Below are 14,792 nucleotides of genomic sequence, written 5' to 3'. Positions count from 1 at the left end.
TCATGAAAAAATCCCTTTTGACGCTTTTCGCCCTGGCCGCCATGTCGGCAACGGCGCTTGCGGCCGATATCAAGCCGGCAATCGTCTATGGAACCGGCGGCAAGTTCGACAAGTCCTTCAACGAGGCCGCCTATAACGGCGCCGAAAAGTTCAAGAAGGAAACCAGTATCGCTTATCGCGACTTCGAGCCGACGGGCGACACCCAGGGCGAACAGGCGCTGCGCAACTTTGCCAGCAAGGGCTTCAACCCGGTCATCGCTGTCTCCTTCGCCTGGACCTCCGCGCTCCAGAAGGTCGCCGCCGAATATCCGAAGACCCAATTCGTCCTGATCGACGACAGCCTCGACCTGCCGAACGTCCGCTCGGTCAAGTTCAAGGAAAATGAGGGCTCCTATCTCGCTGGCGTCATGGCCGCCATGGCTTCGAAGACCGGCAAGGTCGGTTTCGTCGGCGGCATGGATATCCCGCTGATCCGCAAGTTCGAATGCGGCTATGAACTGGGCGCGCGCGCCACCAACGCAAAGATCGAAGTCTTCCAGAACATGACCGGCACCACGGGCGCGGCCTGGAACGACCCGGTTCGCGGCGGCGAGCTCACCAAGAACCAGATCGACCAAGGCGCTGACGTCGTTTACGCTGCTGCCGGTGCGACCGGCCTCGGCGTGCTGCAGACGGCTGCCGACAACAAGAAGCTGTCGATCGGCGTCGACAGCAACCAGAACTACCTGCATCCGGGTTCCGTTCTGACCTCCGTCGTCAAGCGCGTCGACCTCGCGGTCTACAATGCCTTCAGCGACGCCAAGAACGGCAAGTTCACGCCCGGCACGCAGGAGCTCGGCCTGAAGGAAGAGGGCGTCACCGTTGCCCTCGACGACAACAACAAGCCGCTCGTCACTCCGGAAATGCAGGCTGCCATCGATAAGGCTCGTGCCGGTATCGTCGGTGGTACCATCAAGGTCCACGACTACACGACCGACAACGCCTGCCCGAAGAGCTGATATGAAACAAGGGCGTATGACGTAGCAAACCGTCATACGCCCTTTTCTTATCCGGAATCCGGTTTCTGGAGCCCCCTATAGTGAGCCAATCACCTGCCATCGAACTCGTGGGCATCGACAAAAAGTTCGGTGCCGTTCACGCCAACAAAGATATCAACCTGACCGTCGCCAAAGGCTCGATCCATGGGATCATCGGCGAAAACGGAGCAGGGAAATCGACGCTGATGTCGATCATCTATGGTTTTTATCACGCCGACGCCGGCGAGATCCGCGTCAACGGCACGCCGATCTCGATCCGCGACAGCCAGACGGCGATATCGGCCGGTATCGGCATGGTGCACCAGCACTTCATGCTGGTCGATAATTTCACCGTCCTCGAAAACGTCATGCTGGGCGCCGAAGGCGGAGCGCTGCTCGCCAAGGGCGTCGCCGCCACCCGCGCCGAGCTCGACCGTCTGGAGAAAGACTATGGCCTGGAGGTCGATCCGGATGCGCTGATCGAAGAGCTGCCCGTCGGCCAGCAGCAGCGCGTCGAGATCCTGAAGGCGATGTATCGCGGCGCCGAGATCCTCATCCTCGATGAGCCCACCGGCGTTCTGACGCCGGCCGAGGCCGACAATCTGTTCCGCATTCTTCGCGTGCTGCGCGACCAGGGCAAGACGATCATCCTTATCACCCATAAGCTGCGCGAAATCATGGCGATCACCGATACGGTGTCCGTCATGCGCCGCGGCGAGATGGTCGCCACCCGCAAGACGGCGGAAACCACCGTCGAGGAACTGGCCGAATTGATGGTCGGCCGCCGCGTGCTGCTGCGCGTCGAAAAGGGGGCGCCCAATCCCGGCGAAGTGCTGCTGTCGGTGCGCAACCTCACCGTCAAGGACGGCCGCGGCGTTACCATGGTCGACAACGTCTCCTTCGACGTTCGCGCCGGCGAGATCGTCGGCATTGCCGGCGTCGCCGGCAACGGCCAGTCGGAATTGCTGGAGGCGATCGCCGGCATCCGCAAGCCTGCCTCGGGCGAGATCTACCTCCATGGCAAGCCGATCGGCACGGCCGATCCGGCTGCCCTTCGCGACCTCGGCCTTGCCCATATTCCCGAGGATCGTCATCACATGGGCCTCGTCCTCAAGTTCGAGGAATATGAGAATTCCATGCTCGGCTATCACCGCGACGTCAAATATGGGCGCGGCGGCATGCTCGACCTCGATGCCATGCACAAGGATGCCATCGAGAAGATCGAGAAATACGATATTCGTCCACCGAATGCGCGGCTGAAGACCGCCAATTTCTCCGGCGGCAACCAGCAGAAGATCGTCGTCGCCCGCGAGATCGAGCGCGATCCGAAGGCTCTGCTGATCGGCCAGCCGACGCGCGGCGTCGATATCGGCGCCATCGAATTCATCCATCGCCGCATCATCGAAATGCGCGATGCCGGCAAGGCGATCCTGCTGGTTTCGGTGGAGCTGGATGAGATCCGTGCGCTTTCGGACCGTATCCTCGTCATGTTCGCCGGCCATATCGTCGGTGAGAAGTCGGCTGAAGCCGGTGAACAAACGCTCGGCCTGATGATGGCCGGCATTGCCGCGTGAGGCGTATATGAGCACGGCTTCCGTTCCGCTCCCCAATTGGATCAACTATGGCTTGATCCCAGTTCTCAACCTGGTCGTTGCCTTCCTGATATCGGGCCTTGTGGTCTGGTTCATCGGCGAGAGCCCGCTCGATGCGCTCGTCCTGCTCCTGCAGGGTGCTCTCGGCAGTGGCGAAGGCATCGGCTTCACCCTCTATTACGCCACGAGTTTCATCTTCACCGGCCTTTCGGTTGCCGTTGCCATCCATGCCGGCCTGTTCAACATCGGCTCGGAAGGCCAGGCCTATGTCGGCGGTCTCGGTTGTGCCCTCGTGGCGCTGGCGCTCGATAAATACGTGCCCTGGTATGTGACCATGCCGTTCGCGGTCATCGGTGCGGCGATCTTCGGCGCGCTCTGGGCCCTCATCCCGGCCTGGCTGCAGGCCAAGCGCGGCAGCCACGTCGTCATCACGACGATCATGTTCAATTTCATCGCATCGGCGATGATGAACTTCCTGCTGGTGCATGTGCTGATCGTGCCGGGCAAGATGGCGCCTGAAACCCGCACCTTCCTGGCGGGCGGTCAGCTGCCCAAGCTCGATTGGCTGATGGGCGTTTTCGGCTCGACCATCGGTGCCGCTCCGCTCAACGTGTCCTTCCTGATCGCGCTGGTCATGTGCTTCCTCGTCTGGGTGCTCGTCTGGCGCACCAAGCTCGGCTATGAGATGCGCACGCTGGGCTTGAGCCCGACGGCCGCGGTTTATGCCGGCATTCCCTATGCCCGCACGGTCATCATCGCCATGCTGATTTCGGGTGGCCTTGCCGGCATGATGGCGCTCAATCCCGTCATGGGCGCGTCGGCGCGCCTGCAGGTGGAGTTCGTGCTCGGCGCGGGCTTCGTCGGCATCGCCGTGTCGCTGATGGGACGCAACCATCCGCTCGGCATCATCCTGGCTGCGATCCTGTTCGGTATTCTCTATCAGGGCGGCGATGCGCTGTCCTTCGATATGCCGAACATCACGCGCGACATGATCGTGGTGATCCAGGGTCTCGTCATCCTGTTTGCCGGCGCGCTTGAATACATGTTCCGGCCGGCACTCGTGCGCATCTACCAGACATTCGCCAGGGCGTGAGGATCAGACCATGGAATATTACGATCTTCTCATCAGCATTCTCGGCTCGACCATCCGCCTGTCGATCCCGCTGATCTTCACCGCGCTTGCCGGCCTCTTTTCCGAGCGCGCCGGCATCTTCGACATCGGTCTCGAAGGCAAGATGCTGGCCTCCGCCTTCGCGGCCGCCTGCGTCGCCTCGATCAGCGGCTCGCCCTGGGCCGGTCTCGGCGCCGGTATCGTCATCTCGGTGATCTTCGGTCTGCTGCACGGTTTCGCATCGATCACCAACCGTGGCAACCAGATCGTCTCGGGCGTCGCGATCAACTTCCTGACCGCGGGCTTGACCATCGTTCTCGGTCAGGCCTGGTTCGGGCAGGGCGGCCGCACGCCGACCTTGCCCGGCACGGCCCGCTTTTCCGGCATCACCTTGCCGGGTGTCGATGCCATCCGCGGTGTGCCGTTCATCGGGCCGCTTTATGCCAATGTCATCTCCGGCAACAACATCCTGACCTATCTCGCCTTCCTTGCGGTGCCGATTTCCTGGTGGATCCTCTATCGCACCCGCTTCGGCCTGCGGCTGCGCGCCGTCGGTGAAAATCCCGGCGCCGTCGATACCGCCGGCATCTCGGTCGAATGGCTGCGCTATCGCTCGCTGATCGTAGCCGGCATTCTCTGCGGCTTCTCGGGCACCTATCTCGCCATCGCCCAGTCGGCGGCCTTCATCAACAACATGTCGGCGGGCAAGGGCTATATCGCGCTCGCCGCGCTGATCTTCGCCAAATGGAAGCCGGTGCCGGTCATGTTCACCTGCCTGTTGTTCGGCTTTCTCGATGCCTTCGCCAATTTCATGCAGGGCAAGGCGGTTCCGGGCATCGGCGAGGTGCCGGTGCAGATTTTTCAGGCGCTGCCCTATATCCTCACCTGCATCCTGCTTGCAGGCTTTATCGGCGTCGCCAAGCCCCCGAAGGCCGGTGGCGTGCCCTATACCAAGGAGCGCTAAACCATGTCGCATGATCTGTTCGAGGCCGCGCGCGGCGCGATGGCTTTCGCGCATGCTCCCTATTCGAAATTTCCGGTCGGCGCGGCGATCCGCGCCGAGGATGGCAAGATCTATACCGGCGCCAATATCGAGAACCTGTCCTTCCCCCAGGGGTGGTGCGCCGAACCGACGGCGATCGGCCAGATGATCATGGGCGGTGCCAAGAAGATCGTCGAGATCGCCGTCATCGCGGAGAAGCTGCCGCTCTGCCCGCCCTGCGGCGGCTGCCGGCAGAAGATCGCCGAATTTGCCAGCAAGGAGACACGCATCTATCTTTGCGACGAAACCGGCGTGAAGAAGACCATGACGATGGGCGAAATGCTGCCCTTCAGCTTCGAAACGGAGGTACTCGGATGAACGCCGCCGTCGATATCCTCACCGAGAAGCTCGGCGAGCTGAAGCCGCGCTACGGCATCATCCTGGGCTCCGGCCTCGGCTCTCTGGTGGATGAGGTCAAAGACGCCCTGCGCATTCCCTATGCCGATCTGCCCGGCTTTCCGGTCAGCGCTGTTTCGGGCCATGCCGGTACGCTGGTGGCAGGCAAGCTCGGTGATGTCCCCGTTATCATGCTCTCGGGCCGGGTGCATTATTACGAAAAGGGCGACGCCAATGCCATGCGCGAGCCGATCGAAACCCTGAAGGCCCTCGGCGTCGATACGCTGATCCTGACGAATTCGGCCGGATCGCTGCGGGAGGAAATGCCGCCGGGCTCGGTGATGCAGATCACCGATCACATCAACTATTCCGGTATGAACCCGCTGATTGGCGAGGAGAGCGACAGGCGCTTCGTCGGCATGACCAGCGCCTATGACATCGACCTTATCATGCGCATGCGCAAGGCGGCGGAAAAGGCCGAGATCAAGCTGTCGCACGGCGTCTATATGTGGTTTTCCGGACCGAGCTTCGAAACGCCGGCCGAGATCCGCATGGCGCGCATCCTTGGCGCCGATGCCGTCGGCATGTCAACCGTGCCGGAAGTCATCCTGGCGCGTCTTTTCGGCCTGAGGGTTGCCGCTGCCTCGGTCATCACTAACTATGGTGCTGGCATGACCGGTGGCGAGCTCTCGCACGAGGAGACCAAGGACATGGCTCCGGTCGGCGGCGCGCGTCTCGCCGCCATTTTGAAAGAAATGATCGCTGACGAAGGAGATCCACAATGACGGGCCATTCCCTCAGAGAAACGGCAGCCGTTGCGCTCTCCCTTCTCGACCTCACCAATCTCAGGGATGACTGCACGCCAGCGCAGATCGAGACGCTCTGCGCCCGCGCGCAATCGCCCTATGGCAATACGGCCGCCATCTGCATCTGGCCGCGTTTCGTCGCGCAGGCGCGCGGCATTCTCGGAACCGATCACGCGGTGAAGATCGCGACCGTGGTGAATTTCCCCGGTGGCGATATGGAGGTGGTCGATGTGGCCGCCGAGGCGCGGGAAGCCATTGCCGATGGTGCCGACGAGATCGATCTGGTCATTCCCTATCGCGCCTTTCTGGCCGGCAACGAGCAGGCCGTCACCGACATGGTCGCTGCCGTTCGGGCCGAATGCAAGGGACCGGTCCTCCTGAAAACTATTCTCGAAACGGGCGAGATCAAAGACACCGCCCTCATTCGGCGCGCATCGGAACTTGCGATCGATGCCGGCTCCGATTTCATCAAGACGTCCACCGGCAAGGTCGCCGTCAACGCGACGCTCGAAGCCGCTGACATCATGCTGCGCGCCATCCGCGCCAGCGGCCGCAAGGTCGGCTTCAAGCCGGCAGGCGGCATCGGCTCCGTCTCTGATGCGGCTCTGTATCTCAGCCTTGCCGAGACCATCATGACGCCCGATTGGGCCATGCCGTCGACTTTCCGCTTCGGTGCGTCGAGCCTGCTCGACGATATTCTGAACGTGCTGGCCGGCGGCGACTCCAAGGCAGCATCTTCGGGCTATTGATCCATGATCCCGCAGGAAATCATCCGGCAGAAGCGTAACGGCGCCACCCTTTCGGCCGCCGACATCGATGCGTTTATCGGTGCTTTGGGGCGCGGCGAACTTGCCGAAAGCCAGATCGGCGCCTTTGCCATGGCGGTCTGGTTTCGCGGCATGACGCGGGAAGAGACGGTGGCCCTGACGCTCGCCATGGCCCGCTCCGGCGACACCCTGTCCTGGGAAGGCATCGGCAGGCCGGTGGCCGACAAGCATTCGACCGGCGGTGTCGGCGACAATGTCTCGCTGATGCTGGCGCCGATCGCGGCTGCCTGCGGTCTTGCCGTGCCGATGATTTCTGGCCGTGGCCTCGGCCATACCGGCGGCACGCTCGACAAGCTGGAGTCCATTCCCGGCTACGGGATCACCCCGGACGCGGCCCGCTTCCGCAGGGTGGTCGACGAGGTCGGCTGCGCCATTATCGGTCAGACCGGGGCGCTCGCCCCCGCCGACGGCAAGCTCTATGCGGTGCGCGACGTCACCGCGACTGTCGATTCCGCGCCTCTGATTACGGCGTCTATCCTATCGAAGAAGCTGGCCGCAGGGTTGGAAACGCTGGTGCTCGACGTCAAGATCGGCAGCGGCGCCTTTATGACCTCGCGAGAGGAAGCGGAGACGCTGGCGCGCTCGCTGGTGGACGTGGCGAATGGCGGCGGGGTCAAGACCTCGGCCTTGATCACCGACATGAACCAGCCTCTGGCCGATGCCGCCGGCAACGTGGTCGAACTTTATAACTGCCTGGATTTCCTGAAAGGCAACAAAGCGGGCACGCGGCTCGAAACGGTCGTCCTGGCCTTCGCTGCCGAAATGCTGGTACAGGCCGGCATTGCCGCAAGTGCTGCCGATGCGGAGGGTAGGGCACGCGAGGCTTTGGCATCGGGCCAAGCGGCCGACATCTTCGGCCGCATGGTGCATGCGCTCGGCGGCCCGGCGGATCTGCTTGAACACCCGGATCGCCATTTGGTGAGCGCGCCGGCACAGAAGCCCGTTCTTGCCGCCGCCGACGGCTGGCTTGGCGCTTGCGATGCGCGAGCAATCGGCATGAGTGTGATCGATCTCGGCGGCGGCCGCCGCCGTCCGCAGGACAAGATCGATCATCGCGTCGGGTTCAGCGATATTCTGCCGCTCGGCACGAAGGTGAGCAAAGGCGACCGTATCGCGACGGTTCACGCGGCCGACGAGGCAAGCGCGGAGAAGGCTGTCGCCGATCTATCGGCCAATTATCGCCTCGTCGACAAAGCACCCGCTGCGTCGCCCGTTATCATCAGCAGGATTTGACGGACGGCAGCGCAACGGGTGTCGTAGGCGGCTCCACATGGGGCTCGTCCATTCTACTGCTTCAACAGCAAATTGCCGTTCTGGACTCCGAAGGAGTTCAGCTTCTTCATGAAGCTCATGCCGATCAGCGTCGTGCTCAGCGCGCCGTCCTTCGCCACCACGGCATCGACATCGCGAACGCGGATCGTGCCGATCTCCAGGCGGTCGAGTTTGACATGGGCGACCTTGGATGTGCCGTTCGCCGTTTGGATCGGGTAGCGATAGTCGAGATCGACGCTGCTGAAGCCAAGGCTGCGCGCGGTGCTTTCGTTCATCGCCACATAGGTTGCGCCGGTATCGATCATCCCGTGCACGGAGCGGCCATTGATGGTGAAATCACCTTCATAATGGCCGCCCGCATTGGCGCGCAGCTGAACGCTGCCATAGGAAACGGGAGCCTCGGTCTTCGGCGGTGCAAGCGAGGCCGCTTCGACCGGCGCCGGCTTTTTGGCATGCTCGTTATAGCTATTCACCAGCATCGGCACCTGAGTTGCCGCAACGGCAATGACACCGGCAAAGATTAGAACGCGAACGAGCATCGGCACGGCCCCTCCTGCGGGCCATGCCATCTATAAGCCAACTGTGCTGAAAGGACGCTAAAGCAATCAATAAAAAGCCCGGCAGTTGAGTAACAGCCGGGCCTTATAAAGGGTATAGCGGCAGATTTACTTCGTGCCGTACATGCGGTCGCCGGCATCGCCGAGGCCGGGCACGATGTAACCCTTCTCGTTCAGATGGCTGTCGATGGCGGCGGTGAAGACCGGCACGTCCGGGTGCGCGCTGCGGAAATTGGCGATGCCTTCGGGAGCCGCCAGCAGGCAGAGGAAGCGGATATTATGCGCGCCGCGTTCCTTCAGCTTGTCGATCGCGGCGATCGAGGAATTGCCTGTCGCCAGCATCGGATCGACGACGATGATCAGACGTTCGGAAATATCCTCGGGCGCCTTGAAGTAATATTCGACCGGCTGCAGCGTTTCGTGATCGCGGTAGACGCCGATATGTGAGACGCGCGCCGAGGGCACCAAGTCGAGCATGCCTTCGAGCAGGCCGTTGCCGGCGCGGAGAATCGAGGCGAAGACCAGCTTCTTGCCTTCGAGGATCGGCGCATCCATCGGCTGCAGCGGCGTCTCGATGGTTTCGATCGTCAGTTCGAGGTCGCGCGTCACTTCGTAACAGAGCAGCGTTGAAATCTCGCGCAGCAGCCGGCGGAAGCTGCCCGTCGACGTGTCCTTCTTGCGCATGATTGTGAGCTTGTGCTGCACAAGCGGGTGATCGATGACAGTGACGCCGTCCATGGTTTCAGCCTTCCAGTAATTCCGTGATATGAGATGGTTCTTCCACGGAAATCGCCTCTGGTGCAAGAAAATAGGCCGCTTTGCGAGATTTCATCCCCAATCTGCGGCCTAAACCACGCTTTTAAAGCCTCGCCAGCAATGCCGCCCGCGTCGCCTCGTCCACGAATGCCGCCTCGATCGCCGTGCGCGTCATCGCGTTGATCTCGTCGTCGCTGAAGCCGAAGGCTGTCGATGCCAGCTCGTATTCGCGCTTCAGCGAGGTGTGGAAGAAGGGCGGGTCGTCGGAACTGATCGTCACCCGCACGCCGGCGTCGCGCAGCTTGCGCAGCGGATGCGACTGGAAATCCGGGAAGACGTTGAGCGCGACGTTGGAACCGGGGCAAACCTCGAGCACAGTGCCGAGATCGGCGAGGCGCCTGACGAGATCCATATCCTCGATGGCGCGCACGCCATGGCCGATACGGTGAGGGCGCACCAGGTCGACGGCATCGGCGACGGAAAAAGCGCCGCAGACCTCGCCGGCATGAATGGTGATGCCGAGACCGGCCTCACGGGCGATGTCGAAGGCGCGGGCATAATCGGCGACGCGGCCCATGCGCTCTTCACCGGCCATGTTGAAGCCTGATATCAGCGGATTGTCGCTCTTGGCGGCATATTCGGCCGCCTTCACCACGCGCTCAGGCCCGAAGTGGCGTTCGCCTGTCACGATCAGCCGTGCCTCGATGCCTGTCTTTGCCTTCGCGGCGCGGATACCGGCTGAGACACCCGCCATGTAGGCATCGGCGCCGAGGCCGATGCGGTCGCCGTGGTCGGGCGAGACGATGAGCTCGCTATAGATCGTGCCGATCTCGGCAAGCTCTTCCAGATAGGTTTCCGTCAGCAGCGCATAGTCTTCCTCGGTGCGGTAGACCTCGGAGACCTTGTCGTAGCAGACGAGGAATTCGGCAAAGTCTTTCCAGAGGTAGATGCCGTCCCTGAGGAAAGCGCTGGTATCGACACCGTATTTTTCCGCCTGTGCCAGCGTCAATGCCGGCGGGGCTGCGCCTTCCAGATGGCAGTGCAGCTCCACTTTCTTCAAATGCGATGTCAAAGGAAACTCCTCCCATGCGGCCCTGCCGCAATTCCCAGATGACGCGCGATCGTCTCGCCGATATCGGCATAGGTCTGGCGGACGCCGATGGAGCGGGAACGAATGCCCGGTCCGTAAGCCATGACAGGCACACGCTCGCGCGTGTGATCGGTGCCCCGCCAGGTCGGGTCGCAGCCATGATCGGCCGTCAGAATGACGAGATCGCCGGCCCTCAGCTTCTCGTGCACGTCAGGCAGCCGCGCATCGAAGGCTTCGAGTGCCGCGGCATAGCCCGGCACGTCACGGCGATGGCCGTAGACCATGTCGAAATCGACGAAATTGGTGAAGACAAGATCACCGTCCTCGGCCTCGTCCATGGCTGTCAGCGTCGCATCCATCAGCGCCATGTTGCCATTGGCCTTGATGACCCTGGAGATGCCTTGATGGGCGAAGATATCGCCGATCTTGCCGACGGCATGCACCGTGCGCTCGGCCTTGACGAGGCGATCGAGCAGCGTCGGCTCCGGCGGCAGCACGGAGAAGTCGCGGCGATTGCCGGTACGCTCGAATGTGGCTGCAGTCTCGCCGACGAAGGGGCGGGCAATGACGCGGCCGATATTATAGGAGTCGAGCAGCGTGCGTACGATCGTGCAGAGGCCAATCAGCCGATCGAGGCCGAAATGCTGCTCGTGCGCGGCGATCTGGAAGACGGAATCAGACGAGGTGTAGCAGATCGGCTTGCCGCTGCGGATATGTTCTCCGCCGAGCCTTGCAATGATATCCGTACCCGAGGCATGGCAATTGCCGAGAATGCCGGGCAGATCGGCCGCCTCGCAGATGGCTTTCACCAATTCCGGCGGGAAGGCGTCGCCCTCGGCCGGAAAGTAACCCCAATCGAACATGACGGGCGTTCCGGCAATCTCCCAATGGCCGGACGGCGTGTCCTTGCCGCGGGAAACCTCGCTCGCGCAGCCATAGAGACCATAGGGCTTTTCCGGCAGCGGCATGCCTGCCGGATAGCTGCCCGTTGCCGCCTTGGCGATCTCCAAGAGGCCGAGGCTGGACAGATTGGGCAGTAGCAGCGGTCCCCGGCGCAAGCCTTCGCGGTCGGCAGCGCCCGCCGCGCAGAATTCGGCGATGTGGCCGAGCGTATCCGCGCCTTCATCACCATAGCTTGCCGCATCCGGCGCACCGCCGACGCCGAAGGAATCCAGAACGAAGAGAAAGGCGCGCGCCATACATCACCCGATAAGAATGTCGTCACCCCGGAGGAGGTCTTCCGGGACATTGGACGTCACCCATATAACGGAGGCATCGTGTTGGCAATTTTCCCTTTGGAATGGCCGGCCGAGACCCGGTCCCGACGAGAGGGGATCAGCAATCGCTGCAGCTGATCGAATTGCCGACGCGCTGACGATAGTAATATTGCCGGCTGATGGTGATCTGGTTCGTGCCGCTCGGCAGGAAATTGGCACCGAAGCTGATGAGCTGATAGGGAAGGGAAAGCTCGCTGCGGACCAGGAAGGTGCTTGCCTGGTTCATATTGGCCGGCACGGTGATGGTCGTGCCGGAAGGATAGGGGGCCGTCCCATCCTGTGCCCAGGACCACGCCACCGTTGCCTTGCCTGTCGCGTCGACGGCAATGCCGGTGATCTTCAACGTCATGCCGGTCGTGCCATAGGGCGCAAAGATCGCCCCCGCTACCGAGGGCATGGTGGCAAGCACCGATTTGGTAACGCTCGGCTGCTGCGAGACGATATCGGCGATCGATCCTGCCGAGCGGCTGGCGCGCTTGGAAACATTGAGGCCGACGGTGAGCTCGAAGGCGCCGAGGTAAAGCATCAGCAATACGGGAAAAAGGATGGCGAATTCGATCGCGCCGACGCCGCGCTCATCGCGGGCAAAGCGCCGCAGAATGCCCGATGACATCCTATCCTTCTCGATCATGGTCGCGGGGCCGCTCACGGATAGTTCTCGTTCTGGAAGGCGGCGGTCGCGACGATGAGATAGACTGACGCCGAGCCGTCGGATGGACGTACATTGCTAAGATAGGGACGCAGCAGATCCGTAATGACCTGCCAGCGGTAATAGGCGCGCACCATGTTGAGCGACTTGGCGCCGCCGGGCGCGAAAGCAAAACCCGAAGTATTGAGATCGGAATAGGGATCGGTCGACGACTTGCGAGGGATCGTCGTCGGCATGGATGCGAAGCTCGAGTAGCTTTCCACATCGAGGTAGAGGTTTGCCGGCGTCTGAAGTTCGGCTGCGGAGCAGGTGATGAGTACGGCAATCTCGTTGCAGAATGACTGCCGGAACTGCTGCGACGTCGTATAGGAGCTCTTGTTTGGATCGGCCGTGATCTGCCCCGTCCTGATCTGTCGCGCCAGGGTATCGACGGCGTTCGAAACAACCTGTTCGGCGGTAAAGGCGACGAAGGTCTCGATGATGGCAAAGACGATCAGGAAATAGGGAATGGCAAGCATGGCGAATTCGATGGCCGCAGCGCCGTCCCGGGAACGCAGCAATTCGCGCAAGCCGCCTCGGGCACGTGGCCTGGCAGAACTTATATTGGCGAGAAGATCACTATCTGGCGTCATCGGAAATCCGCGGCGATTTATATCCGCAGGACACTAGAATTGCTTTCTTGATAATCCGTTTCTCTTCTCTATCCATATTTAGAGGAAGTCGGGATTATTACTTGGAACGCAATTCCTTGAAGCTGTTTTAGAATATTTATATTATCGAATGTAATTATTGTCCCGTCGCCGGGGCCGCCGTCGCCGTGTTGTTCTGTTGGGCATGCTGTTCGCAATTGGGCGTGCATGACAATACGGCGCGATCCGTCTGCCGGAAAACACGGACCGTATTGCCTTCATCGATCGACACCAGGATCTGCTCATCGACGATGGCGTTGCCGTCGGTATCGAGCAAGATGATATTCGTCGTTCCGAAGCTGCGGCCGGTCAGAACGATGGTCTTTGGATCGGCAACGGTCGCGTCGGCGACCTGTGAATTGCCGACGATGACCTTGCTGACAGGGCGATCGAGCTTCAGGACTCGCGCGTGATCCATGTAGACGCGCAGCAGGCTTTCTCCGGCAGCGCTGGAGAGCTGCGGCATCAAGCCGGCCATGGCGACGATGGCGGCGAGGATTGCGGTTCTGCCGCCGATTGGCATGGCTTGGCCTCTTGGAAAGCGTATGGCGAAAGGGTTTGTCGGACAGAATGGGAAAGAATGGTGAATGAACGATTAAGGGCGACGACGGCCGTGTATTTATGATGCAAACGTCCCGTAAATGGCCTTCATCTTCCTTGCGCATGTCTCATATGGCTTACTTTGAGACGAATCGTATAAGCTACTAATATTCATGCATCTAATAATTTTCTTTTGGCTGAAGAAGTTCTTTAAAAATGCACGGCAAGACATGAATTCGATATTTACTATTCTTTTTTCACTTGATTATTCAAAGTTCGTTAACCCAATTCCTTAAAGCGATAGAAACGGCGGACGACTACCGTGCAGTTCATCCGATCAACGGCAAACAGTTGACGGACGTGCTGTCAACAAAGTGGAGTTAAACTTATGTCCAAGCTTTTTTCGCGTTTCCTGAAGGATGAATCCGGCGCGACCGCAATTGAATATGGCCTGATCGCCGCCCTGATCTCCGTCGCCATCATCACCGCTGCTACTACGCTGGGCACCACGCTCAGCAATACCTTTACCTCCATCTCCAACAAGATGAACAACGCTGCTGCAAAGTACTAAGCGTTAGCGATACGCGCTGCGGGTACATACGACAGGAAACCGCCCAAATATTGGGCGGTTTTTGGATTTCATAACTTAGCACGGGCGCTCGAGATGATTGAAGCCGCGACATTGCTGATTTTCCCTCTTTGCATGTCGGTTGCGGCCATCTCCGATCTTCTGACCATGACGATACCAAACCGGATATCGCTCATTCTTCTCGGCACTTTCGCCGTGCTCGCGCCGCTGTTGGGATTGCCTTTGACTGAGGTCGGGGTGCACGTTGGCGCCGCGGCTGTGGTCTTTTGCTGCTGCTTCGTGCTGTTCGCCATGAACGTCATGGGCGGGGGCGACGCAAAGTTGCTGGCAGCCTCCGCACTTTGGTTTGGCCTTGATCCTTCCCTTCTTGCTTTTCTGGTTTACGTCTCGCTCCTTGGTGGGGTGTTGACGGTCGTCGTTCTCCTGCTGCGCTCTCAATCCGATGTCATCACGGCAATAGGCTTGCCACTGCCGAATTCATTGCTGGGTGCCGAGAAGATCCCTTACGGTGTCGCTATTGCCATCGGTGGTTTCCTCGCCTTCCCAGCTTCGCCGCTCATTATCGCAGCGACACACCGGATGCTCTAAACAGCAACGCGCGCGTACAATTTCTTCTTATGTGAAGAAGGCCTAATGTAAATCA

General features: G+C 60.8%; 17 protein-coding genes. 10 read left to right on the top strand and 7 right to left on the bottom strand.

What is annotated here, in order from left to right; genetic code table 11:
- Positions 1-2 precede the first annotated feature (2 nt).
- From ACPYOP_RS12135 to deoA, 8 genes are all read left to right on the top strand, one after another.
- Positions 3-998, top strand: coding sequence for a BMP family lipoprotein (locus ACPYOP_RS12135; protein ID WP_481410641.1), 996 nt, complete (start codon positions 3-5; stop codon positions 996-998).
- Between the two features lie 80 nt (positions 999-1,078).
- A complete protein-coding gene (locus tag ACPYOP_RS12130) occupies positions 1,079-2,590 on the top strand; it encodes an ABC transporter ATP-binding protein (RefSeq protein ID WP_481410640.1) in 1,512 nt (503 codons plus the stop codon).
- A gap of 7 nt (positions 2,591-2,597) precedes the next feature.
- Complete coding sequence (locus ACPYOP_RS12125; RefSeq protein ID WP_481410639.1) at positions 2,598-3,701, top strand: ABC transporter permease; 1,104 nt, start codon at positions 2,598-2,600, stop codon at positions 3,699-3,701.
- A 10-nt stretch (positions 3,702-3,711) separates the two neighbouring features.
- On the top strand, positions 3,712-4,683 hold the full coding sequence (locus ACPYOP_RS12120) for an ABC transporter permease (RefSeq protein ID WP_481410638.1): 972 nt from the start codon (positions 3,712-3,714) through the stop codon (positions 4,681-4,683).
- A gap of 3 nt (positions 4,684-4,686) precedes the next feature.
- Entirely contained in the window at positions 4,687-5,079 is a 393-nt protein-coding gene (locus ACPYOP_RS12115; protein ID WP_481410637.1) for a cytidine deaminase, read from the top strand.
- Positions 5,076-5,882, top strand: a complete 807-nt coding sequence (locus ACPYOP_RS12110) for a purine-nucleoside phosphorylase (protein ID WP_481410636.1) — start codon at positions 5,076-5,078, stop codon at positions 5,880-5,882. Before ACPYOP_RS12115 ends, ACPYOP_RS12110 begins: the two co-directional genes overlap by 4 nt.
- Positions 5,879-6,652, top strand: coding sequence for a deoxyribose-phosphate aldolase (gene deoC, locus ACPYOP_RS12105; protein ID WP_481410635.1), 774 nt, complete (start codon positions 5,879-5,881; stop codon positions 6,650-6,652). The genes ACPYOP_RS12110 and deoC overlap by 4 nt, the downstream gene beginning before the upstream one ends.
- A 3-nt stretch (positions 6,653-6,655) precedes the next feature.
- Complete coding sequence (deoA, locus tag ACPYOP_RS12100) at positions 6,656-7,963, top strand: thymidine phosphorylase (RefSeq protein ID WP_481410634.1); 1,308 nt, start codon at positions 6,656-6,658, stop codon at positions 7,961-7,963.
- Between the two features lie 53 nt (positions 7,964-8,016).
- Here the strand turns inward: deoA and ACPYOP_RS12095 are convergent, their stop codons facing one another.
- From ACPYOP_RS12095 to ACPYOP_RS12065, 7 genes are all read right to left on the bottom strand, one after another.
- On the bottom strand, positions 8,017-8,541 hold the full coding sequence (locus tag ACPYOP_RS12095) for a TIGR02281 family clan AA aspartic protease (RefSeq protein ID WP_481410730.1): 525 nt from the start codon (positions 8,539-8,541) through the stop codon (positions 8,017-8,019).
- Between the two features lie 126 nt (positions 8,542-8,667).
- Positions 8,668-9,297, bottom strand: coding sequence for a uracil phosphoribosyltransferase (gene upp / locus ACPYOP_RS12090; protein ID WP_149632695.1), 630 nt, complete (start codon positions 9,295-9,297; stop codon positions 8,668-8,670).
- Positions 9,298-9,418: 121 nt separating this feature from the next.
- A complete protein-coding gene (locus ACPYOP_RS12085; protein ID WP_481410633.1) occupies positions 9,419-10,387 on the bottom strand; it encodes an adenosine deaminase in 969 nt (322 codons plus the stop codon).
- Positions 10,384-11,604: a phosphopentomutase gene (locus ACPYOP_RS12080; RefSeq protein ID WP_481410632.1), complete on the bottom strand. Its 1,221-nt coding sequence runs from the start codon at positions 11,602-11,604 to the stop codon at positions 10,384-10,386. Before ACPYOP_RS12080 ends, ACPYOP_RS12085 begins: the two co-directional genes overlap by 4 nt.
- Positions 11,605-11,740: 136 nt before the next feature.
- Entirely contained in the window at positions 11,741-12,313 is a 573-nt protein-coding gene (locus ACPYOP_RS12075; RefSeq protein ID WP_481410729.1) for a TadE/TadG family type IV pilus assembly protein, read from the bottom strand.
- Positions 12,314-12,327: 14 nt separating this feature from the next.
- Positions 12,328-12,963, bottom strand: coding sequence for a TadE/TadG family type IV pilus assembly protein (locus ACPYOP_RS12070; RefSeq protein WP_481410631.1), 636 nt, complete (start codon positions 12,961-12,963; stop codon positions 12,328-12,330).
- 154 nt (positions 12,964-13,117) lie between these two features.
- On the bottom strand, positions 13,118-13,543 hold the full coding sequence (locus tag ACPYOP_RS12065) for a pilus assembly protein N-terminal domain-containing protein (protein ID WP_481410630.1): 426 nt from the start codon (positions 13,541-13,543) through the stop codon (positions 13,118-13,120).
- A gap of 405 nt (positions 13,544-13,948) precedes the next feature.
- Here ACPYOP_RS12065 and ACPYOP_RS12060 point away from each other — a divergent pair, with 405 nt between their 5' ends.
- Together ACPYOP_RS12060 and ACPYOP_RS12055 are read left to right on the top strand one after the other, a co-directional pair.
- On the top strand, positions 13,949-14,131 hold the full coding sequence (locus ACPYOP_RS12060; protein ID WP_481410629.1) for a Flp family type IVb pilin: 183 nt from the start codon (positions 13,949-13,951) through the stop codon (positions 14,129-14,131).
- Between the two features lie 93 nt (positions 14,132-14,224).
- On the top strand, positions 14,225-14,737 hold the full coding sequence (locus ACPYOP_RS12055; RefSeq protein WP_481410628.1) for an A24 family peptidase: 513 nt from the start codon (positions 14,225-14,227) through the stop codon (positions 14,735-14,737).
- Positions 14,738-14,792: the final 55 nt, after the last annotated feature.

The sequence above is a fragment of the Rhizobium sp. KNZ2-6A genome (assembly GCF_056755475.1).
Note: the sequence above shows the minus strand (reverse complement) of the source record. Positions and strands in the feature narration are given on the sequence as shown.